A 22,277-nucleotide genomic window follows, 5' to 3' on the forward strand; every position below is an offset into this window, starting at 1 on the left:
TGTTCCCAATTGACGTAAGGAAATGTATGACCCAACAGAATGAGCAGCAGAGAAACCGCATGTTGAGCCTGCTGCGCGAAGGTGAGCGCCGCATGTTGGTTCAATTGGCCGGGCTGCTGCGCACGACCGCCGATGAAATCAATGCCGAGCTGGAGAAAGAGGAGCTGATGGCCACCCTGGAGCAGCCCATCACGGTGGAGTATCTCAACGGCGTGGTGCAGCACCATCTGTTCGAGCGCAAACACAAGGGAGATATGGCGGTTGCCCAGCAGATCCTGAGCGATTATCAGAGCGAGCTGGAAGCGCTGCAGGCCGCTCAGGCCCAGCCTGAAGAGGCTGCCGCTGCCGACGAGAGCGGCGAAGAGCTCAAAGCCCAGGCTTGAGCGACGGGCAGGTTTGAATCCTTACCTCTGAATCAGCCGGCCTGCCAGCGCTGACGCCTTTTGCGGCCCCATCATGTCTGCCATGATGGGGCCGTGTCGTTTCTTCTGTAGTCTTTCCTTGTTGACCTTCACTTCCCGGTTTCAATCCAACGGATTCGTGCCTTAGCGCGCCTCTTGGGGCATGCCGTGCGGCACTTCGCGGGGGATGGGGAACACCTTGTCATAGCCCCAGTTGTAGACGAAGGCATAGATCAGGTAGAAGACGACGAAGCCCAGATCCAGCACCAGCGCCTCCAGCAGGCTGACGCTCAGCCACCAGGACATGACCGGCAGCGCGACGATCAGCAGGCCGCCCTCAAAGCCGAAGGTATGCAGCACCCGTTGCCACAGGGTCTTGTGGGTATGGCCCTGATATTTGAGCAGCAGCTTGTCGACCCCGATGTTGTAGATGTAGTTCCAGACGGTGGCCAGCACCGAGAAGAACAGTGCCAGCGGGCCCATATGGTTGAGCCCTACCCCGGTAACCCAGCTGGCCAGCGGGGCGGCAATCAGCAGGCCAATGAATTCAAAGCCAATGGCATGGCGCAGGCGATCGTTACGGGTACGCATAAGTCACTCTCTCAATCAGATTTATTCACGGATTGCTGGTTAATCTATAGATCTTTAGCGATAGATTCATGTTGGTATCCATCGCTAAAATAGATGGATGAGAGAGCTTGCCGGAGGGCCATAAGATGACGCCATCACTGGAACAACTGAGGATCTTGCTGGCGGCCGCCGAAAACGGCTCGTTTTCCGCTGCCGCCCGCAAGCTGGGCAAGGCGCAGTCGGTGGTGAGCAGCGCTATCGCCAATCTGGAGATCGATCTGGCGCTCACCCTGTTTGACCGCAGCGGCCGCTATCCGCAGCTGACGGAGGCGGGGGCCCGCATGGTGCAGGAGGCTGGGATCCTGCTGGCGCAGAGTGAACGATTGCAATCCATTGCTGGGGAGCTGGCGGCCGGGGTGGAGACGCGCCTCACTCTGGCCATCGATGATGACTCCCACCTGCCCTGGCTCGGCACCCTGCTGGAGGAGTTCGCCACTCGCTACCCGACCGTGGAGCTGGAGCTGCTCTTCCCGCTGATGGAGGATGTGACCGAGATGCTGGTGACCGGCCGGGCCCAGCTTGGCATCAGTTATCAGAAGGTGCATCCCCAGCGGGAGATTGTCGCCCATTCGCTGGGGGAGGTGACCATGCCGCTGGTGGTGTCACCGGATCATCCGCTGGCCCGCAAGCAGCCGCTGCGGGAGGTCGATCTGCAGGGGGCACGCCAGCTGATGGTCACCGGCCGACGGGAAGGGAGCGAGCGCCAGCGTTTTCGCATCTCGGCCCAGGTGTGGTGGGTCGAGGGGGATCTCGGGGTGCTGGAGCTGGTCAAGCGGGGCCTTGGCTGGTCCGCGATTCCGGAATTTCTGCTACATCAACCGTTGAAGCGGGGCGAGGTGGTGGTGCTGGAGCCGGACTTTATCGCCAGCCATGCGTTGGCGCTGGAGTTGCAGTGGCATCGCGCCCGCCCGCTGGGGCAGGCGGGGCGCTGGCTGAAGGAGGCACTGCTGGCGCGCGTGCCTCGCTAGCCGACCTTACTCGGTCAGGGCGTAAGGCAGGGGTTGCAGGGTGAGGCGGGAGCCTTCGTCCTGCTTGAGGCGGAATTGGGCGTCAGCCTCGGTATCTTTCGGCAGTACGGCGGTGAGCCACACCTGCCCGGCCTGTTGCCAGGCGTTGAGCACCATGCCGCTGCGGCGCCAGTTGTCACCCAGTTGCAGCTCCAGGGTATCGCCCGCATTGACCGGCTCACTGGCACTGCCCGCCAGCAGGAACAGGGCGCGGTTGTTGGCGCCGCGATATTTGGCGCGGGCCACCGTCTCCTGCCCCATGTAGCAGCCCTTGTTGAAGCTGATGCCGTCCAGTGCCTGCAGGTTGAGCATCTGCGGGATGAACTCCCCCTGATGCACCGCTTCCATATGTGGCAGACCCGCCTTGATCTCGAGCCCCCACCAGAGTGACTCGTCACCTTGCGGCAGGGCATCGGCTTGCTGATTGCTGACCAGCAGCCAGCGATCCTGTTCAATCTTCACCGCCATGCCGCCGTCGATCAGACCGCTCTGCTCAAGGCCGAACTGGGCAGAGATCCAGCTATCGCTGCCCGTACCGGCGATCCCGGTGGCGTGACGCTCATCGGCGGCGATCTCGACCTTGGAGAAGACGGCAAATTTCTTCAGCTCCGGCAACTGACGCTCCAGTACAGAGGGGCTGGTCAGCAGCAGCAGACTGTCGTCGAGGCAGAGCAGGCGGAAATTGCTCCACAGCTTGCCCTTGGGATCACAGTGGCCGCCCGGGGTCTGTTGCCCCGGTTGCAGGGCGTTGACATCACAGGTGACCTGACCTTGCAGATATTTGACGCGATCCTGGCCGCTGATACGGGTGATGGCCAGCTTGGTCAGGGAGAAGCGGGTCGGCTCGGCAGGAAAAACAGGTGGTTGCAGGCTCACGATGGTATTCCAGAGAGAAAGTATGTGAGCTGCATGGTAAAGACGTAACTAATGTTTGTCAGCCGGAAAATCCAGCTGGTACCATCCCCCGGTCTTTGTAAGGAGAGTGCCATGTTGAGCCCAGTTGAAAAATCCCGCCTGAAGTGGGCCTGCCGTCGCGGTATGCTCGAGCTGGATGTGATCTTTATGCCCTTTTTCGAACACGAGTTCGACTCCCTGAGCGAAGCCGATCAGCAGACCTTTATCCGCCTGCTGGCGAGCGACGATCCGGATCTGTTCAAATGGTGCATGGGTCATGGTGTCCCTGCCGATCCCGCATTTGCCGCCATGATCCCGATGATCCTGGAGCGCAATCAGGCGCGCCACGACCGCCAGGCCTGATGCCGTGGAGCGGGTGATCATGACGGTTCACCCCTCCCGCCATCAGCAATGTTTGCTGGTGGCCCTCTTTCTGTTGCTGCTCTGGCCGGTGGCTGGCCTGATTGCCGGTTGGCAGTGGGCGCTGTTGCTGCCCGTCTGGCTGGCGGCGCTCTGGTTGAGCTGGCGGGCGCTCGCCGAGCCCCCGTTCGAGCTTGTCTGGGATGGTCAGTGGCTACAGTGGCAAGGTTGCCGCTATCAGCTCGGCAAGAAAAGCCGCATTTTGCCCGGCGTGCTCAGGCTGGCGCTTTGCCCCGAGCCGGAAGGCTCTGAATCGGCGTCGCCACGGCAATTGTGGCTCTTCTCCGATGCCCTTCCCCCCGAACATTACCGCCTGCTGGCGCGAGCCATCCACTTTCTGCCGTCTCGGCGCTGACACCTGCTTTCCGTGATGACTATGCGCTGATTTACCGCGATAAGCTGCTGCCATGTGGCTGGCGGCACTCTTTTTGGGGCTGAAAAGCGGTTGAAAACAAGTGACCCCGCCGGGGCGGGGTCACTGATAGCTGCAACGCTTGGCAGGAAGGGGGATTAATCCCGCTCCGGGGTCAGCACGGTCGGTTTGGAGTCCGGCAGCATATCCGGATAATCCAGGTTGTAGTGCAAGCCGCGAGACTCCTTGCGCTGCAGGGCGCAGTTGACGATAAGCTCGGCCACCTGCAGCAGGTTGCGCAGCTCCAGCAGGTTGTTGGAGACGCGGAAGTTGGCGTAGTACTCCTGCACCTCCTGCTTGAGCAGGTCGATGCGGCGCTTGGCACGGGCCAGGCGTTTGTTGGTACGCACTATTCCCACGTAGTCCCACATCATCAACCGCAGCTCGTGCCAGTTGTGCTGGATCACCACCAGTTCGTCGGAATCTTCCACCTTGCTCTCGTCCCACACCGGCAGGCGCGGCGGCTCCACGCTCATCGGCAGCTTGGCCAGAATGTCGGCCCCCGCCTGATGGGCATAAACCACGCATTCCAGCAGGGAGTTGGAGGCCATGCGGTTGGCGCCGTGCAGACCGGTGTAGGTCACTTCACCGATGGCGTAGAGGCCGGGAATATCGGTCTGGCCGTTGTTGTCGATCATCACGCCGCCACAGGTGTAGTGGGCGGCCGGCACGATGGGCATCGGCTCCTTGGTGATGTCGATGCCGACCGCGAGGCAGCGCTCATAAATGGTCGGGAAGTGCTTGATGATGAAATCGGCCGGTTTGTGGCTGATATCCAGATACATGCAATCCGCCCCGAGCCGCTTCATCTCGTGGTCGATGGCGCGGGCGACGATATCCCGCGGCGCCAGCTCGGCCCGCTCGTCAAACTCCGGCATAAAGCGGCTGCCGTCCGGGCGGCGCAGATAGGCTCCCTCGCCACGCAGCGCTTCGGTCAGCAGGAAGTTGGGGTCGTCCGGGTGAAACAGGCTGGTGGGGTGGAACTGGTTGAACTCCAGGTTCGCCACCCGGCAGCCGGCCCGCCATGCCATGGCGATGCCATCGCCAGAGCTCACATCCGGGTTGGAGGTGTACTGGTAGACCTTGGAGGCACCACCGGTCGCCAGTGCCACGAAACGGGCGCGGATCACCTCGACCTGCTCGGCGTTGCGGTTCCAGACGTAGGCCCCCAGTACCTTGTTGCCCGGCAGGTTGAGCTTGCGGGTGGTGATGAGGTCGACCGCGTTGAAGCGCTCCATCAACTGGATATTGGGGTGGGCACGAACCTGATCGATCAGGGTGAGCTGCACCGCTTTGCCGGTGGCATCCGCCGCGTGGAAGATGCGGCGATGGCTGTGGCCGCCTTCCCGGGTGAGGTGGTACTGGGATTCACCATCGGCGTTCTCCTCCTGATCGAAGGGGACCCCTTGCTGAATGAGCCACTGGATGGACTCGCGGGCGTGGCGAGCGGTGAACTCGACCACTGCCGGGTCACACAACCCGGCGCCCGCGTTGAGCGTGTCGCTCACGTGGGATTCGATGCTGTCGGTTTCGTCGAAAACGGCAGCGATGCCTCCTTGCGCATAGAAAGTGGCCCCTTCACTGATGGGCCCCTTGCTCAGAACCAGGACTTTGGCGTGGTCTGCCAATCGCAACGCGAGGGACAAACCAGCGGCACCGCTGCCAATGATCAGTACATCGCAAAGGTATTCAACACTTGCTTTCATAAGTATCATTGGCCTGGATTAAGAACTGGCACCATGGTAGCCCAAGCGAGGGCGAGGATGCAGCCTGCATCACATTTTTTTCAATTGAAGCGAACTTTCTCTGATTCTCCCTGTCTGAACTTGTGCGCTTAGGAAGGGCCGGAAAAGAAAAACGATAACCTGATGGGGGTTTTACGGCTCTGATGAGCGACCAGAATCTACTGGACGAACAGCTGGTTGAACGGGTCCAGCGCGGCGATAAAGCAGCTTTCAACCTGTTGGTAAAAAAATACCAGCATAAGGTGGTCAACCTGGTTGCCAGGTATGTCAACAATCCCGGTGATGTGCCCGATGTGGCGCAAGAGGCCTTTATAAAAGCCTACCGTGCATTGCCGACATTCCGTGGCGAAAGTGCTTTTTACACCTGGTTGTACCGAATTGCCGTGAACACGGCGAAGAATTATCTCACCTCCCAGGGGCGCAGGCCGCCCAGCAGTGATGTGGAGGCTGACGAAGCGGAGTCTTATGGTGGTGGTGAAGCCTTGCAAGAGGTCTCAACCCCTGAAAACCTGGCGCTGACTGACGAGATCAAACGCACCGTGTTTTCAGCCATAGAGGCATTGCCGGAAGACCTGAGGACAGCTATCACCCTCCGCGAACTGGAAGGGCTGAGCTACGAAGAGATTGCCGAAATCATGGATTGCCCTGTGGGTACGGTCAGATCCCGTATCTTCCGGGCGAGGGAAGCAATCGATAAAAAGCTGCAACCTCTGATCGAGAATTAACTGGGGAAAGACGGGTTAACTTATGGCAAATAAAGAGCAAATCTCTGCCCTGATGGATGGTGACCTGAGTGACGCAGAGGTACTGAACGAGCTGGAGATGGACTCCGACTTGCAAGATACCTGGGGTCGTTACCACCTGATCGGCGATGCCATGCGGGGTGACCTGCCGGTCAATCTGCAACTGGATCTCAGTGACAGCATTATGGCTGCGCTGGAGGATGAGCCCACCATACTGGCACCCAAGCCGGTCGAGACGGCTCCCGTGCTGCAACCTGCCGTTGCGCCGGTCAAGACAGATGCCAATGTGGTTCCGTTGTTCCGCCGTGTCGGTCAGCAACTGGGGCAATACGCCATTGCCGCCTCCGTGGCCGCCGCTGTTATCTTCGGAGTGCAGCATTATCAGGGACAGGATGGCGTTCCGGCCAATCCGGTGCTCAATACCATTCCAATCGGTGGCAGCGCGGCGCCTGTGAGCGTCCATTATCCGCAACAGGATGGTGCCCGTGCCCGTCAGCAAGGTCTGACCGAACAGCAGATGCAGGAACAGCGGGAGCGGATCAACGCCTTCCTGCGTGACCACCAGTTGCAACAACGCCTGTTGCAAGACAGGCAGAACCAACAATAACGAGTCGTCAGGGATATCAACGTGCGCCAGTACAGCCGTATTTTACTGGCCTCTCTCCTGCTGATCAGTGCCAAGGCCTCGGCCGACGATAAGTCGGCCGAGGCCTTGTTGCAGCAGATGCAGAGTGCCGTGCAGCAACAGAACTTCGAATTGTCCATGGTCAAGGCCCGTCAGGGACGTCTTGAACCGATCCGCATCAGCCATGCCGTGATCGATGGCAAGGAGGTAGCCCATCTCAGCTATCTCGATGGCAAGGCGATCGAGTATCTCCAGCGTCAGAACGAGTACACCTTCTTTGAAAACAGCCATGATCCCTACACCCTGAAGGATGCCCGCTTTCCCGGTATCTGGTCGACCCTGGTGAAGATGCCGTTGGCACAGGTGCTGGAGAGTTATGATCCTGTGCTTGCTGGCCGTAGCCGGGTGGCCGGCGAGGTCGCTCAAGTCGTCAGGTTGGTTCCCAAGGAAGCTGACAAATATGGCTTTGTGCTCTGGATTGACGAACGTAGTCACCTGTTGCTGCGAGTCGACATGGTGGAGCGGGAGGGCAATCTGGTGGAGCAGATGCTGGGGGTGGATCTGCAATTGCAACAAAAACCGTCCCCATGGCTGGTAAAGCTGGCCAACAGCAAGCAGCCCTCGGCGCTGGCGCTGGAGGATGCCTATCCTGCACCGCAACAGCAGTTGAACTGGCAGATCACCTGGTTGCCCGATGGCTTCAAGGTGCTGTCGCAAGACCGGCACCAGCTGGTGACCACCAGTGTACCGGTGGATTACATGATGCTCTCCGATGGCCTGGTGGATCTCTCGGTCTACGTCTCTCGGGTCGATCCCAAGCAGGCGGTGCGCCAGCAGCTGATCCGCCAGGGGGCGACCTCGCTGGTGAGCTACGTCAACGAGGTGGGGGTCGAGATCACCGTGGTTGGGGAAGTGCCTGCCGAGACAGCCAAACGCATCGCCGAGTCGGTGCAGCCGCTGGCTCGCAACGAAGCGGTGCAGTGAGTCCATGTTCTGGGTTCACAGTAGTGTGCGGCTTGCCGTTGGCTGTGAGTCGTGTTCAGATCCTGCCATTGCATGAGCACGAGGTGTTGCCGTGAATGAGATGAGTGAAGAGCTGGCGACCGTGGTGGCCATTGAGGGTGACCATGCCTGGGTGGAGTGCGAGCGTCGCTCCGCCTGCAGTGGTTGTCAGCAGCAATCCAACTGCGGTACCGGCACTGTGGCCAAGGCGTTTCCCCTGAAAGCCCCCCGCTTGCGAGTCAGGCTGACCGCCGAGGTGCGGGTTGGCCAGCAAGTGAGGCTCGGTATCCCGCAGGAGAGTCTGCTGCGCGGGGCTGCGCTGGTCTATGTGCTGCCGCTTTTCTGTCTGTTGGCCGGCGCCTTGCTGGGGCAGCTCTGGCTGGCGCCGCTGCTCTCGGGCGGGGAGGGGATTACCATTCTCTGCTGCCTGCTGGGGGGCGTGCTGGGCTTTTTACTGGTTCGTTACTTTTCCAACCGCCTGGATCAGGGGCGTTACGGCCCGCAGATGCTCGGCGTTGTCGTCCCTGTCCGCATCCTCCCCTGACCGAACAGGCGCTATTTCACTGGCGCTGGCGACTAAAGAATGGCCGTCAGCCGGGTTATCCAGTAAAATCGCGCCTCCATAACTGACCTTAACTAATTTTGAGTGACTCTTGCTCGATGAAACACATTCGTAACTTTTCGATTATTGCGCACATCGACCACGGTAAATCGACCCTGTCGGACCGTCTGATCCAGACTTGCGGTGGCTTGTCCGACCGCGAGATGCAGGCTCAGGTGCTTGACTCCATGGATCTGGAGCGCGAGCGCGGCATTACCATCAAAGCACAGAGTGTGACCCTGAACTACCAGGCACAAGACGGTAACACCTACCAGCTGAACTTTATCGACACCCCGGGCCACGTGGATTTCTCCTACGAGGTCTCCCGCTCTTTGGCGGCCTGTGAAGGGGCGCTGCTGGTGGTGGATGCCGGCCAGGGGGTTGAGGCACAGACTCTGGCCAACTGCTATACCGCCATGGAAATGGATCTGGAAGTGGTGCCGGTGCTGAACAAGATTGACCTGCCGGCCGCAGAACCCGAGCGGGTTGCCGAGGAGATCGAAGACATCGTCGGTATCGACGCGGTTGATGCGGTGCGCTGCTCCGCCAAGACCGGTCTGGGTGTTGACCTGGTGTTGGAAGAGATCGTTGCCAAGATCCCGGCGCCGGAAGGTGACCCGGATGCCCCGCTGCAGGCGCTGATCATCGACTCCTGGTTCGACTCCTATCTGGGCGTTGTCTCTTTGGTGCGGATCAAGAACGGTTCCCTGAAGAAGAACGACAAGATCAAGGTGATGAGCACTGGTCAGGTGTGGGGTGTCGATCGTATCGGTATCTTCACGCCCAAGCAGGTGGATACCCAGGGTCTGGGCTGTGGCGAGGTAGGTTGGGTTGTCTGCGGTATCAAGGACATCCACGGCGCGCCGGTGGGCGATACCCTGACTCAGGCCAAGAACGGTGCCGACAAGGCGCTGGCTGGCTTCAAGAAGGTGAAGCCGCAGGTTTATGCGGGTCTGTTCCCCATCTCCAGCGATGACTACGAGTCGTTCCGTGACGCCCTCGACAAGCTCTCCCTGAACGATGCCTCCCTGTTCTTCGAACCGGAGAGCTCCACGGCGCTGGGCTTCGGCTTCCGTTGTGGCTTCCTCGGCATGCTGCACATGGAGATCATTCAGGAGCGTCTGGAGCGTGAATACGATCTGGATCTGATCACTACGGCGCCGACCGTAGTGTACGAGATCGAGCTGACCGACGGCTCCACCATCCACATCGACAGCCCGGCCCAGATGCCCGCCATCACCAGCATCAAGGAGATGCGCGAGCCGATCGCCGAGTGTCATATCTTGCTGCCGCAGGAGTACATGGGCAACGTGATCACCCTCTGTATCGAGAAGCGTGGCGTGCAGACCAACATGGTCTACCACGGCAAGCAGGTGGCGCTGACCTATGAAATCCCGATGGCGGAAGTGGTGCTCGACTTCTTCGATCGTCTGAAATCCACCAGTCGCGGTTACGCCTCGCTGGATTACGGCTTCAAGCGTTTCGAAACCTCCGACATGGTCCGTCTGGACATCATGATCAACGGTGAGCGCGTCGATGCCCTGGCCATCATCACCCACAAGGACAACGCCCAGTATCGCGGTCGTCAGGTGGTGGAGAAGATGCGCGAGCTGATCCCGCGCCAGATGTTCGATATCGCCATTCAGGCGGCCATCGGCAACCAGATCATCGCACGCAGCACCGTCAAGGCACTGCGTAAAGACGTAACCGCCAAGTGTTACGGTGGTGACGTGAGTCGTAAGAAGAAACTGCTGAACAAGCAGAAAGAAGGTAAGAAGCGGATGAAGTCTCTCGGCCGTGTCGACGTGCCGCAGGAAGCCTTCCTCGCGATTCTCCACGTCGGAAAGGATTAATAGATGGCAAGCACGTTTTCCCTGATCCTGGTGGTGGTCTGCGCGATCACCGGTGTTATCTGGTGTCTGGACAAGATGATTTGGTCCAAGCAGCGCGCCGCCAAGATTGCTGTGGCTCGTGCCCATGGCGGTGCCCACCTGGATGAGAAGACCCTGGCCAAGGTCGCCCCCGTGCCGGTCTGGATTGAGCAGACCGCCGGGGTGTTCCCGGTCATCACCTTTGTGCTGATCCTGCGTTCGTTCATTTTTGAACCGTTCCAGATCCCGTCAGGTTCCATGATGCCCACCCTGCTGGTGGGCGACTTCATCCTGGTGGAAAAATTTGCCTATGGTCTGCGGGACCCGGTGACCAACACCAAGTTCCTCGAGACTGGCGAGCCCAAGCGTGGCGACGTGGTGGTGTTCAAGTATCCCCTTGAACCGCGCGTTGACTACATCAAGCGGGTGGTCGGCATGCCGGGTGATCGGGTCATCTATCGCAACAAGGAGCTGATGATCCGGCCCAAGTGCGAAGAGCAGGAAGGGAAAACGTGCCCGGGCTTCAAGAAGCTCGACGTCAAGTTTGAACAAAGAGGCGAATTTACCCAGATGGGGATCCCCCTTGATCGCTATACCGAGCAGTTGGGCGATGTCTCCCACGAGACCCTGCGCAATCCGCTGATGCCCGACATGGTTGGCCGTTACTATCGCCAGCCCGGCACCTACCCCGACGAATGGGTGGTACCGGAAGGCCAGTATTTCGTGATGGGCGACAACCGCGACAACAGCACCGACAGCCGCTTCTGGGGCTTTGTGCCCGAGCAGAATCTGGTCGGCAAGGCGGTCGCTATCTGGATAAGTTTTGAATTCGAGCGCGAAGAAGGCTCCCTGCTGCCAAGTTGGGTACCGACAGGTGTGCGCTTCAACCGCATTGGCGGAATCAAGTAAATGAATATCAAGATGAACAGACTGCAGTCCCGTCTCGGGCATGTCTTTGCGGATCTGGAACTGCTGACCCGGGCGCTGACTCACCGCAGCGCCGGCTCTCGTCACAATGAACGACTGGAATTTCTGGGTGACTCGATTTTGAGTCTGGTGATTGCCGACGATCTGTTCCACCGCTTCCCGCAAGCGGCGGAAGGGGATCTCAGCCGGATGCGCGCCACCCTGGTGCGCGAGAAGACCCTGGCCGAACTGGGCCGGGAGTTTGACCTCGGGGATCACCTGATCCTCGGTCCCGGCGAACTCAAGAGCGGCGGTTTTCGCCGCGAATCCATTCTGGCCGACACGGTCGAGGCGGTGATCGGTGCCGTCTATCTGGATACCAATCTTGAGACGGTGCGGACACTGTTGCTGAGCTGGTATGCCAGCCGCCTGGAAGAGATCAAGCCGGGCATCGAGCAGAAAGATCCCAAGACCCGTCTGCAAGAAATTTTGCAGGGAAGCCGCAAATCCCTGCCGACCTACACCGTGACCAACGTCAAGGGCGAGGCCCACAACCAGGAGTTCACCGTCCAGTGTGACGTGGAAGGTCTGGATGGTCCCCTCGTCGGGGTCGGCACCAGCCGTCGCAAGGCCGAACAGGCCGCGGCGCAGCAAGCATTGGAAAAACTGTCATGACAGATACCACCTACTGCGGCTTTGTCGCCATCGTGGGCCGCCCGAATGTGGGCAAGTCCACCCTGCTTAACAAGCTGCTTGGCCAGAAGGTCAGCATCACCTCGAAGAAGCCCCAGACCACCCGTCACCGGATTTTGGGGATCGACACCGAGGATAACTACCAGACCATCTATGTGGATACCCCGGGTCTGCACATTGAAGAGAAACGGGCCATCAACCGTCTGATGAACCGTGCCGCCACCAGTTCGCTGGGGGATGTGGCCATGGTGGTGTTCATGGTCGACGGTACCCACTGGACCAAAGACGACGAGATGGTGCTGGGCAAGCTGCGCAATCTCAAGTGCCCGGTGGTGCTGGCGGTCAACAAGATCGACAACGTCAAAGAGAAAGAAGATCTGCTGCCCCACCTCGAGTGGCTGGGCCAACAGATGAACTTCGCCCATATTCTGCCCATCAGTGCCGAAAAGGGCACCAACGTGGAGAAGATCCGCGAGTGGGCCAAGGATCTGCTGCCGGAAAACGTCCATTTCTTCCCGGAAGATTACGTGACCGACCGCTCCTCCCGTTTTATGGCTTCCGAAATCATCCGCGAGAAGCTGATGCGCTTCACCGGTGAGGAGCTGCCCTACTCGGTGACGGTGGAGATCGAGCGCTTCAAGGTGGAAGAGAACGGCCTCTACCACATCCACGGCCTGATCCTGGTCGAGCGCGATGGCCAGAAGAAGATGGTCATCGGCAACAAGGGCGAGAAGATCAAGACCATCGGCACCGAAGCACGCCTCGATATGGAGCGGCTGTTCCAGAACAAGGTGCACCTCGAGCTGTGGGTCAAGGTCAAGTCGGGCTGGGCTGATGATGAGCGCGCCCTGCGCAGCCTCGGGTATGGCGACGACTGATTGCTGACCCCGGCTTTCGTCATCCACAGTCGGCCCTATCGGGAGACCAGCCAGCTGGTCGAGGTCTTCACCCAGGATAGTGGCCGATTTACTCTGGTGGCTCGCGGTTCTCGCGGGCCACGCTCCCTTCTCAAGGGGCTGCTGCAACCCTTTACCCTGCTCACCATCGCCTGGCGCGGCAAGGGGGATCTCAAGAACCTCACCCAGGTCGAATGCCCGGATCACTCCCTGCGTCTCGGCGGCGATCGCCTCTTCTACGGCCTCTATCTCAACGAGCTGGTTTACTACCTGCTGGAAGCGCACACCCCGTTCCCCGAAGTATTCGACGCCTATGCCCGTGCCATCATGGCGCTGGCCGATGGCGAGACGCCGGAGCTGCCGCTGCGTCGCTTTGAGTTCCTGCTGTTGCAGGCGCTCGGCTATGCGGTCGATTTCGAATACACGGCGGACGACGAGTCGCCCATCGAGCCGACCTTGCTCTATGGCTTCGAGCGTGAATTGGGCTTTGTTGCTTGCGAGCGGGCGCCGGATCCCCGTACCCTGTTTCTCGGTGCCCACCTGCTTGCCTTTGCCGAGGGACGTTTCGATACCCCTCCCTTGCTGCAGGCGGCCAAACGTTTCAGCCGATTGGCACTGCAACCCTATCTGGGCAAACGCCAGTTAAAGAGCCGGGAGCTGTTTTTAAAACGCAAAGCCAGCATCCAAGGCTGACACAGATTACAGACATACGGATATTGGCGCGGTGTGATTCGCTGACCGCGCAGTCAACAGATGAAGCCTTTCAAGGAGTTCTCAATGAGTGAAATCTATCTGGGTGTGAACATCGACCATATCGCGACTCTGCGCAACGCCCGTGGCACCCAGTACCCGGATCCGGTACAGGCCGCCTTTGTGGCCGAACAGGCCGGGGCCGATGGCATTACCGTGCATCTGCGAGAAGATCGCCGCCACATCACCGACCGCGATGTGGAGATCCTGCGTCAGACTATCCAGACCAGAATGAATCTGGAAATGGCGGTGACCGAAGAGATGATCGGCATCGCCTGCCGCATCAAGCCCCACTTCGTCTGTCTGGTGCCGGAGAAGCGCACCGAGGTGACCACCGAGGGCGGTCTGGACGTGGCCGGTCAGCTGGACAAGGTGACTGACGCCGTTGCCCGCCTCTCTGCTGTGGGTGCCCAGGTATCCCTCTTTATCGACGCCGATCCCATCCAGATCGATGCGGCTGCCGAGAGTGGTGCCCCCTTTATCGAGATCCATACCGGCCGTTACGCCGATGCCACCACAGATGCCGAGCGCAACGCCGAGTTCAAGCGTATCGCCGCCGGCGCCTCCTATGCCGCAGGCAAGGGCTTGAAGGTCAATGCCGGCCACGGTCTGCACTATCACAACGTCAAGGCCATCGCCGCCATCCCCGAGCTCTATGAGCTCAACATCGGCCACGCCATCATCGGCCGCGCCGCCTTTGATGGTCTGGCCAAGGCTGTGAGCGATATGCGCCTGCTGATGCAGGAAGCCCGTCAGGGGATCTGACCCACCAGACAGGCGGCCTGATGAAGTCTGCCAAAAATAACAAGGGACGCCACGGCGTCCTTTATTATTTCTGGCCCTGTTCAAGCAAGGGCAATGGGTTGGCGGCTATAGAGCTGTAATAACCCAGCACAATCGGCTATAAGCAGTTGATGTCAAAAGGGTTACACTGGTTGACCCTGTGAATTGGACGAGATTGTTATGGATCACCCCCTGTACCACCCCGATATCACCGAACTTGAACCTGTCGCTCGCGCGGCGGGAGCGGCCATCATGGCTATCTACAGCCAGCCCTTCGCGGTGGAGTACAAGAGCGACGAGAGTCCGCTGACCGCGGCCGACAAGGGGGCTCATGAGGTGATCGTTCAGGGGTTGGCGCGGCTGACTCCGGATATTCCCGTATTGTCGGAGGAGTCAGGGCCCGAGGTGATGGCTGCACGCCACGGCTGGTCCCGCTACTGGCTGGTGGATCCCCTCGACGGCACCAAGGAGTTTGTCTCCCGCAACGGCGAGTTCACCGTCAATATCGCGCTGATTGAAGGGGGGGCGCCGCGCTGGGGGCTGGTCTATGCCCCTGTGCTGGACAAGCTCTGGTATGGCGGAAAGGGTCTCGGTGCCTGGCGCATCGCCGATGGCAAGCGCGAGCCTATCCAGACCCGGCCTCATCGTGAAGGCGAGGCGTGGCGAGTGGTGGGCAGTCGCAACCACCTGTCGCAGGAAACCCTCGATTTCTTGGCTCCTTTTGGCGAGATCGAGCTGGTTTCCATGGGCAGTTCGCTGAAGTTCTGCATCATTGCCGAGGGGGGCGCCGAGCTCTATCCGCGCCTCGCACCTACCTGCGAGTGGGATACCGGCGCTGCACAGGCGGTGCTGGAGGGGGCGGGTGGCAGCGTCACCCAGCTCGATGGCTCACCCCTTGCCTACAACAACCCCGATATCCTCAATCCCTGGTTTGTCGCCAGAGCGTGACCTTGTTGGTGCGCTGAGCATCGCGCAATAAAAAGAGGCCGGAGCGGGTTGTACATCCGTTCCGGCCTCTTTGTATTTGACGCAGTTTTAAAAGACTTTCTTGAACGGCTTGATGGTCACTTTGGCATAGACGCCAGCTGCCACATAGGGATCGGCATCGGCCCAGTCTTTGGCGTCAGCCAGCGAGGCAAACTCGGCGATGACGGTGCTGCCGGTAAAGCCTGCATCGGCCGGATCCTCTGCATCGATAGCCGGGTTGGGGCCGGCGGTCAGCAGGCGCCCTTCATCCTGCAGGGCTTGCAGGCGAGCCAGATGGGCAGGGCGAACTTGCTTGCGCAGTGGCAGGCTATCGGGGACATCTTCGGAGTAGATGAGATACCACATGAGACAATCCTTTTCTGATGAGGGTTACTTTTTGGGTTCGTCTTTTTGCTGGGACAACTGCTCGGCAGGGATATGGCGATAGAGATAGACGCCGCTCAGCAGGGTAAAGACCAGCGTCATCCCCAGCAGGCCGAATACCTTGAAGTTGACCCACATCTCTTGCGGCAGGTTGAACGCCACGTAGAGGTTGAGCAGGCCACAGACGGTAAAGAAGCCGACCCAGCCGAGATTGACCTTGTCCCAGACTGCATCGGGGGCTTGCAGCTCCTTGGCCAACATCTGTTTGATCAGATTCTTGCCAAAGCCGTAGCGGCTGATGAGCAGGCCCAGTGCGAACAGCACGTTGATGACGGTCACTTTCCACTTGATAAAGGTGTCATCGTGGAAGAAGACAGTGAGGCCGCCGAAGAAGCCAACCAGCAGGAAGGTGAATAGCTGCATCTTCTCGACTTTGCGATAGCGGATCCAGCTATAGGCGAGCTGCAGACCGGTGACCACCACCAGTGCGCCGGTGGCCATATAGATGTCGTAGAACTTGTAGACCGCAAAGAAAACGATAAGTGGAATAAATTCAATAAATTGCTTCATTGTTGGCGCCTAGTCCTCAAAGATGGCCTGCAAATTTCGCCCAGTCTACCTGTACAGCAGACAACGGCAAATGAATAAGACCGCTCATTTTTACGCCGGTTCCGCGCTGTCGCCAAACAGTTGGCGTGCAATCGAGATCCCCAGTCGCTGCTGATCGGCCAGCAGGTCGCGGATATGGCGCTCTTCGATAAGCGGGTTGAGCAGCACGGCGCGCAGCAGGGTGAGCGGTTGGGCACCGTAGCGTACCACCGCCCGCTGGGTACGGGAGACAAAGCTGTGCCCTTCGGCGCGCTGGGCTTTTTGCAGCGCCACGTTGAAGGCATTGATCTGTTCGTTGGCCGTCTCGTCCAGCAGCTTGCCCTGTAGATGGGGCGGGATGCAGCGGTAGGAGAGCAGGTTCATCACCGGAGCAGACATCAACTCGAAGGCCGGATTGCTGGTGATAAGCTCGGCCATCAGTCTGGCTCGGTCGTAGTTGGCCTCGAGCAGGTCGGCATAGCCCTGCTGGCCGAACAGCTGGAAGGCGGCATCCAGATAGAGGGCGTTGGCCGGGCGGGTGCCCTCCAGGGTAAAGCGACCCTGATCGAACGAGGTGGCACGGATGGCGTAAGGGGCCTCCCGCTTGACCGCCATCATCAGGTCTGGCTGGCGGCAAAGCAGCATGCCGGTACCGAGCGGCACCAGCAGTTGTTTGTGGCCATCCAGGGTGACGGTATCGGCTCGCTCGATCCCGGCCAGCAGGGTTTGATAGCGGGGGGAGAAGAGGGTCGGGCCACCCCAGGCAGCATCCACGTGGAAGTGGATCTGCTCGCGTTCGGCGATGGCCGCCAGCTCCGGCAGCGGATCGATGGAGCCAAAGTCTGTGCTGCCCGCCACGCCGACCAGCGCCAGTACTTTCAATTTTTGCTCTTTGCTCTGGATCAGCGCCTGCTCCAGCGCGGCCAGACTGAGCCGGTTCTGTTCGTCGGTCTCGAGGCGCCAGACGCTGCGGGCGCCCAGTCCCAACAGATCCATCCCCTTGTCGAAGGAGTAGTGCATCAGCCGGGAGCCCAGAATGACGGCGCCGCGATAGCCCTGCTCATAGAGGGCGAACAGGTTGTCGCCGCAGGCACGGTTGCGGGCTAGCCACAGCGCCGTGACGTTGGCGATGGTGCCGCCGCTGGTCATGACGCCGAGGGCGGCATCCTTGGCATGCATCTGCTCGCCGTAGAAAGCATCGTCCCTGCCATAGATCAGGCGGTGCAGCTTGGCCAGCACCTCCCGCTCCAGAAAGCTGAGCAGTCGGGAGGACTCCATCTTCATCGGATTCTGGTTGAGCATCACCAGCAGGCGCGACAGCTCGGCAGTGAAGGCCGGCAATGGTGCTGTCATATGACCCATGTAGCGTGGCGAGGTGAGATGGGATGCGCCGGGTACCAGGGTGGCCAGCCGCGCCAGATACTCATCGATGGAGAGACCGACCGCAGGCATTCGGGATTGAGCGAGCTGGTGGGTGAACTGGTCGCGCTGGTAGATAGCCTGACTGTCGTCGGAGTGGTGGAAGCTCTCCAGCAAGGTGTTCATCGCCTCGCCAAAGGCGGGATCCGCTTGTGTAAACAGCTCAGTCAACGTCATCAGGTTCTCCAGACCAGGTCACCGGTGTTGGTGTCTATGCCGCTTCTGTCGGGCATCGGCGGCAGAGCATACACCAAAGGGGGGCGGGTGACAGCCACTCCATTTTTTAAGCGAACACTTGTACTCCGAAATGGCGCTGGGTAGAGTGAGCCACAGTTATTGTGGAGTCGATGTTATGAGTGGTGTGATGGATTACTCCCCCCGGGAGGAGCTGGCAAACCGGCTGAGTCACGGTGCGGGATTGTTGCTGGGGATTGTCGGGCTGGTGCTGTTGCTCATCAAGGGATGGGGGCAGGGTACGCAGGCGCTGGTGAGCTACAGCCTTTATGGCGGCAGTCTGGTGCTACTCTATCTTGCCTCGACCCTCTACCACAGCATGGCGGAAGGGCGGGCCAGACGCTGGTGCAAGGTGTTTGATCACTGTGCCATCTATCTGCTGATTGCCGGCACCTATACCCCCTTTCTGCTGGTGGCGCTCGATACGCCGCTGGCAAAGGGGTTGATGGTGGTGATCTGGGCCCTGGCGCTGGCTGGCGTGGTGTTCAAGTTGGTATTTATCAACCGCTTCAAGAAGTTGTCGCTCTTTACCTACCTGATGTTGGGCTGGTTGTCGCTGGTGGTCATCTACCAGCTCTATATCCATCTGGCCGGTGAGGGGCTGCTGCTGCTCGGGCTTGGCGGCCTTATCTACAGCCTCGGGGTCATCTTCTATGTGGCCAAGCAGATCCCCTATAACCACGCCATCTGGCATCTCTTTGTGCTGGGTGGCAGCGTTTGTCACTTTATGGCCATTTACGGCTACGTCGCCTAACGTCTTGCAACTAGCCCTTAATTGGTATTTTTAGCGCGTAAAAGGATAAATTCGTGCGGTATCACACAGTTGGCATCAGCGTTTGCTGACAAGCTAGGGCCAGTTCAATTCGCAAAGGATGCACGAAATGAGTGAAATCGCGCTTTCCATCAGCATGTTGTCGCTGGTGGCAGTGCTGGGACTCTGGCTTGGAAACTGGCGAGTCTATGGCGTTGGGTTAGGGATCGGTGGGGTGCTGTTCGGCGGCATCATAGTGGGTCACTTTGCCGGGGTGTCAGAGCTGGCGCTCGATGAGCAAACACTCCATTTTATTCAAGAGTTTGGCCTGATCCTGTTTGTCTATACCATCGGCATTCAGGTCGGCCCCGGTTTTTTCTCGTCATTGCGCAGCTCCGGACTCAAGCTCAATGCCTTTGCTGCTTTGCTGGTTATCCTGGGGTGCATCGTTGCGGCGGCACTTCATCAACTGTTTGATGTGCCGCTACCGGTGATCCTCGGGGTCTTCTCCGGTGCCGTGACCAATACCCCATCTCTTGGTGCGGGTCAGCAGATCCTGGCGGAGCTGGGAGCTCCCCATGGTTCAACCGGGCTGATGGGGATGGGATACGCAGTGGCCTATCCATTCGGCATCTGCGGCATTTTGCTCACCATGTGGCTGGTCAGGGTCTTCTTTCGCATCAAGATCGACGATGAAGCCGCCCAGTTCGAGTTGCAGACAGGTAAAACCAAGGAGAGCTTGCAGACCATCAACATCGCGGTACGCAACCCCAACATGCATGGCTTGATGCTGAGCGAGATCCCGAGTCTCGACGAGTCTGATGTCATCTGCTCACGCCTCAAGCGTGGCGACGAGCTGATGGTGCCGCGCCCTGATTCCCGTATCGAGCTGGGCGACCTGCTGCACCTGGTTGGTGAGCGCCATGCACTGCACAAGGTGTTGCTGGTGCTGGGTGAAGAGGTCGACACCTCCCTATCGACTCGCGGTACCGACCTGAGGGTGGAGCGGGTCGTGGTGACCAACGAGCAGGTGCTGGGCAAGAAGATCCGCGATCTTGACATCAAACAGCGCTATGACGTGGTGATCTCGCGCCTCAACCGGGCCGGTATCGAGCTGGTACCGACCAGCCAGACCAGTCTGCAGTTTGGTGACATCCTCAACCTAGTAGGTCGTCTCGATGCCATCGAGGCCGTGACCAATGTGGTCGGCAACGTGCAGCAAAAACTGCAACAGGTGCAGATGTTGCCGGTATTTATCGGGATTGGCCTCGGCGTATTGCTCGGCTCCATCCCCTTCTACCTGCCCGGATTCCCGGCCGCTCTCAAATTGGGTCTGGCGGGGGGGCCGCTGGTGGTGGCGCTGATCCTGTCGCGGATCGGCAGCATCGGCAAGCTCTACTGGTTCATGCCCCCCAGCGCCAACCTGGCGTTGCGGGAGATCGGGATCGTGCTGTTTCTGGCGGTGGTTGGCTTCAAGTCAGGGGCCGGCTTTGTTGATACCCTGATCAACGGTGATGGCCCCTCCTGGATGCTATATGGGGCAGCGATTACCCTGATCCCCTTGCTGGTGGTCGGGGTGCTGGCGCGTCTCTATGGCAAGATGAACTATCTCACCCTCTGTGGCTTGCTGGCTGGCTCCATGACGGATCCTCCCGCATTGGCCTTTGCCAACGCCATGCACCCGACCAGTGGTGCCAGTGCGCTCTCCTATGCCACTGTCTACCCGCTGGTGATGTTCTTGCGGATCATCTCGCCGCAACTGCTGGCCATCATCCTCTGGGCCGGTGCATAGGGTTAATTCTGACAGGAGCATGCCTTGTCATGCTCCTGTCATGATAATGTAATGTATTGATAATTTTAGTTTTTATTTTTCGGTAATCCCCTCGTCACCCTTCTGTCTGGCTGAACGGTCCAGCCTCAAATCAGTCTATTCTTTCGAATTTTCGAACTGGTTATTTGCTCTCTCTCTGTGCAGAGTAGGCTGTGGCTTTTTGCATGCAAATCAGGATTCAGGAGAGAACATGATTACCAATTCCGTTACTCTGGAACAGGGCGTAACCGTCACCCAGCTCAAAGGTCAAGTTTATCAGGTGGCTGCAGATGGTAGCCGCAAGTTGCTGGTGGAAGGGGATGTGCTGCCGAAAGGGGCGGTGATCATGTCGCCGGATGGCGCCAGTTTCATGGGCGGCGGACAGTCTTTCAATGTGCAACCTGCAAGCGAGCAGAGTGAGCCTGCCGAAGAGGAAGATGCTCCCCAGCTGGCGCAAAACAGTGCCGCAGGCACACCCGATGATATCAGTGCCCTGCAAGAAGCCATTTTGGGTGGCGCTGACCCGACCCAGGCCTTTGAAGCCTCCGCCGCAGGCGGTGCACCTGCTGCCGGTGGTGGTGGTGTTGGTGGTGTCGCCGGAGCCAGTGGCAACGGCGGTTTTGTCACCATCGACCGTACCGGTTCCGCAACCATTGCTGAAGCCACCTTCGATACTATCTACAACGCCAATGGCGAGCCACCGCTGGATGCGGCTGGAGAAGATGAGGTATTTGACCTTACGCCTCCAACCATCTCCGTGGTAGCGCCAGACAATACCAATGACACCACTCCGACCCTGACCGGAACCACGGATGCGCCTGCAGGCAGCACGGTGACCCTGGTGGTGACCGATGTCAACGGCAATCAGCAGACCCTGACCGCTATTGTCACACCTAATGGCACCTTCACCGTGGATGTGGTTACCCCACTGGCCGAGGGTTCTTATACCGTCACCGCCACAGTGACCGATCCTGCGGGGAATACCGGCAGTGCAACTGATGATGGCAGTGTGGATGTAACCGCTCCAGTGATTACTGTTGATGCACCTGACAATACCAATGACACCACCCCGACCATCACGGGTACTACGGATGCACCTGCTGGCAGCACGGTCACTCTGGTCGTGACCGATGCCAATGGTAACCAGCAAAAATTGACCGCCACGGTACAACCTGGTGGCAGCTACAGCGTAGATGTCACTACTCCGCTGGCCGAAGGCAGCTATGAGGTGACAGCCAGCATCACCGATCCGGCTGGCAACACAGGTACCGCTACCGACGATGGCAGTGTTGATAGCAAGGCCCCTGACCTGGCCATCACCCTGGATGCCGACATCACCGCCGACGACGTCATCAACGCCGCCGAAGCGGGTCAGCAGATCCCGGTCAGCGGCACCGTGAGCGGCGAGTTCAAGGCAGGGGACACCGTCACCCTGACCGTCAACGGCAAACCGTTTACCGGTCCGGTGGATGCCGATGGCCGCTTCACCATCTTGGTGGCGGGCAGCGACCTGGCGGCCGATGGCGACCGCACCATCGATGCCAGCGTGACCAGCACCGACGTGGCGGGCAACAGCGCCACCGCGACCGACAGCGAAGGTTATGAAGTGGATACTGACCTGCCGAGCATCGACCTAGCGGCGATTGGCGATGGCAACCTGTCGGTGGATGAAGCCAAGGCGGTCGAGCTCAAGGGCACGACCAGCAACGTGGAAGATGGCCAGAAGGTCACCCTGACCGTGACCGA

At 59.5% G+C, this 22,277-nt stretch carries 24 protein-coding genes; 18 read left to right on the top strand and 6 right to left on the bottom strand.

Going from position 1 to position 22,277, the window contains the following annotated elements:
• Positions 1–26 precede the first annotated feature (26 nt).
• On the top strand, positions 27–383 hold the full coding sequence (locus tag G5182_RS18805; RefSeq protein WP_005362699.1) for a hypothetical protein: 357 nt from the start codon (positions 27–29) through the stop codon (positions 381–383).
• A gap of 162 nt (positions 384–545) precedes the next feature.
• Here the strand turns inward: G5182_RS18805 and G5182_RS18810 are convergent, their stop codons facing one another.
• Positions 546–992 carry a PACE efflux transporter gene (locus G5182_RS18810; protein ID WP_047436069.1) on the bottom strand — a complete coding sequence of 149 codons (447 nt, stop codon included), beginning with the start codon at positions 990–992 and terminating at the stop codon, positions 546–548.
• Positions 993–1,117: 125 nt separating this feature from the next.
• Here G5182_RS18810 and G5182_RS18815 point away from each other — a divergent pair, with 125 nt between their 5' ends.
• The gene (locus G5182_RS18815; RefSeq protein WP_216950229.1) at positions 1,118–1,999 is read left to right on the top strand and encodes a LysR family transcriptional regulator; all 882 of its coding nucleotides are present in this window, start codon (positions 1,118–1,120) and stop codon (positions 1,997–1,999) included.
• 6 nt (positions 2,000–2,005) lie between these two features.
• Here the strand turns inward: G5182_RS18815 and ygfZ are convergent, their stop codons facing one another.
• Positions 2,006–2,914: a tRNA-modifying protein YgfZ gene (gene ygfZ / locus G5182_RS18820; protein ID WP_064341344.1), complete on the bottom strand. Its 909-nt coding sequence runs from the start codon at positions 2,912–2,914 to the stop codon at positions 2,006–2,008.
• 111 nt (positions 2,915–3,025) lie between these two features.
• Between ygfZ and G5182_RS18825 the strand changes: the two genes are divergently transcribed.
• Positions 3,026–3,295, top strand: coding sequence for a succinate dehydrogenase assembly factor 2 (locus G5182_RS18825; RefSeq protein WP_064341345.1), 270 nt, complete (start codon positions 3,026–3,028; stop codon positions 3,293–3,295).
• A 19-nt stretch (positions 3,296–3,314) separates the two neighbouring features.
• Entirely contained in the window at positions 3,315–3,707 is a 393-nt protein-coding gene (locus tag G5182_RS18830; RefSeq protein WP_107683480.1) for a protein YgfX, read from the top strand.
• 155 nt (positions 3,708–3,862) lie between these two features.
• On the opposite strand, the gene nadB is transcribed toward G5182_RS18830, so the two are convergent.
• Positions 3,863–5,470 carry an L-aspartate oxidase gene (nadB, locus tag G5182_RS18835; RefSeq protein WP_005354382.1) on the bottom strand — a complete coding sequence of 536 codons (1,608 nt, stop codon included), beginning with the start codon at positions 5,468–5,470 and terminating at the stop codon, positions 3,863–3,865.
• A gap of 182 nt (positions 5,471–5,652) precedes the next feature.
• Between nadB and rpoE the strand changes: the two genes are divergently transcribed.
• From rpoE to cysQ, 11 genes are all read left to right on the top strand, one after another.
• On the top strand, positions 5,653–6,234 hold the full coding sequence (rpoE, locus tag G5182_RS18840) for an RNA polymerase sigma factor RpoE (protein ID WP_005335411.1): 582 nt from the start codon (positions 5,653–5,655) through the stop codon (positions 6,232–6,234).
• A 22-nt stretch (positions 6,235–6,256) separates the two neighbouring features.
• Complete coding sequence (locus G5182_RS18845; protein WP_227342014.1) at positions 6,257–6,859, top strand: RseA family anti-sigma factor; 603 nt, start codon at positions 6,257–6,259, stop codon at positions 6,857–6,859.
• A gap of 21 nt (positions 6,860–6,880) precedes the next feature.
• A complete protein-coding gene (locus tag G5182_RS18850) occupies positions 6,881–7,861 on the top strand; it encodes a MucB/RseB C-terminal domain-containing protein (protein ID WP_216980206.1) in 981 nt (326 codons plus the stop codon).
• A gap of 100 nt (positions 7,862–7,961) precedes the next feature.
• Positions 7,962–8,423: a SoxR reducing system RseC family protein gene (locus tag G5182_RS18855; protein WP_040068038.1), complete on the top strand. Its 462-nt coding sequence runs from the start codon at positions 7,962–7,964 to the stop codon at positions 8,421–8,423.
• A 116-nt stretch (positions 8,424–8,539) separates the two neighbouring features.
• Positions 8,540–10,333 (top strand): translation elongation factor 4, encoded by a 1,794-nt coding sequence (lepA, locus tag G5182_RS18860; RefSeq protein WP_005335396.1) that lies wholly within the window; start codon positions 8,540–8,542, stop codon positions 10,331–10,333.
• Positions 10,334–10,336: 3 nt separating this feature from the next.
• The gene (gene lepB / locus G5182_RS18865; protein WP_005335395.1) at positions 10,337–11,260 is read left to right on the top strand and encodes a signal peptidase I; all 924 of its coding nucleotides are present in this window, start codon (positions 10,337–10,339) and stop codon (positions 11,258–11,260) included.
• Complete coding sequence (gene rnc / locus G5182_RS18870) at positions 11,261–11,932, top strand: ribonuclease III (protein ID WP_005335394.1); 672 nt, start codon at positions 11,261–11,263, stop codon at positions 11,930–11,932.
• Complete coding sequence (gene era, locus G5182_RS18875) at positions 11,929–12,828, top strand: GTPase Era (RefSeq protein WP_005335393.1); 900 nt, start codon at positions 11,929–11,931, stop codon at positions 12,826–12,828. Before rnc ends, era begins: the two co-directional genes overlap by 4 nt.
• Complete coding sequence (gene recO / locus G5182_RS18880; RefSeq protein ID WP_421254639.1) at positions 12,829–13,539, top strand: DNA repair protein RecO; 711 nt, start codon at positions 12,829–12,831, stop codon at positions 13,537–13,539. It abuts the gene before it with no gap.
• An 84-nt stretch (positions 13,540–13,623) separates the two neighbouring features.
• On the top strand, positions 13,624–14,361 hold the full coding sequence (gene pdxJ / locus G5182_RS18885; protein ID WP_005335389.1) for a pyridoxine 5'-phosphate synthase: 738 nt from the start codon (positions 13,624–13,626) through the stop codon (positions 14,359–14,361).
• Positions 14,362–14,559: 198 nt separating this feature from the next.
• Positions 14,560–15,327 (top strand): 3'(2'),5'-bisphosphate nucleotidase CysQ, encoded by a 768-nt coding sequence (gene cysQ / locus G5182_RS18890; RefSeq protein ID WP_408082986.1) that lies wholly within the window; start codon positions 14,560–14,562, stop codon positions 15,325–15,327.
• Positions 15,328–15,414: 87 nt separating this feature from the next.
• On the opposite strand, the gene G5182_RS18895 is transcribed toward cysQ, so the two are convergent.
• The 3 genes from G5182_RS18895 to G5182_RS18905 all read right to left on the bottom strand — a co-directional run bounded on the left by G5182_RS18895 (position 15,415) and on the right by G5182_RS18905 (position 17,913).
• Complete coding sequence (locus tag G5182_RS18895) at positions 15,415–15,711, bottom strand: YciI family protein (RefSeq protein WP_227342015.1); 297 nt, start codon at positions 15,709–15,711, stop codon at positions 15,415–15,417.
• Between the two features lie 24 nt (positions 15,712–15,735).
• Positions 15,736–16,299: a septation protein A gene (locus tag G5182_RS18900; protein WP_005354349.1), complete on the bottom strand. Its 564-nt coding sequence runs from the start codon at positions 16,297–16,299 to the stop codon at positions 15,736–15,738.
• A gap of 90 nt (positions 16,300–16,389) precedes the next feature.
• Positions 16,390–17,913: an aminotransferase class V-fold PLP-dependent enzyme gene (locus G5182_RS18905; protein ID WP_421210072.1), complete on the bottom strand. Its 1,524-nt coding sequence runs from the start codon at positions 17,911–17,913 to the stop codon at positions 16,390–16,392.
• A gap of 175 nt (positions 17,914–18,088) precedes the next feature.
• Between G5182_RS18905 and trhA the strand changes: the two genes are divergently transcribed.
• From trhA to G5182_RS18920, 3 genes are all read left to right on the top strand, one after another.
• Positions 18,089–18,724, top strand: coding sequence for a PAQR family membrane homeostasis protein TrhA (gene trhA / locus G5182_RS18910; protein ID WP_005335337.1), 636 nt, complete (start codon positions 18,089–18,091; stop codon positions 18,722–18,724).
• 127 nt (positions 18,725–18,851) lie between these two features.
• Positions 18,852–20,513: a putative transporter gene (locus G5182_RS18915; RefSeq protein WP_216952965.1), complete on the top strand. Its 1,662-nt coding sequence runs from the start codon at positions 18,852–18,854 to the stop codon at positions 20,511–20,513.
• A gap of 229 nt (positions 20,514–20,742) precedes the next feature.
• On the top strand, positions 20,743–22,277 hold a 1,535-nt coding region (locus tag G5182_RS18920), incomplete at its 3' end, for a retention module-containing protein (RefSeq protein ID WP_421254640.1).

The organism is Aeromonas sp. 600948, assembly GCF_049174875.1.
Classification (GTDB): Bacteria; Pseudomonadota; Gammaproteobacteria; order Enterobacterales; family Aeromonadaceae; genus Aeromonas; species Aeromonas veronii_A.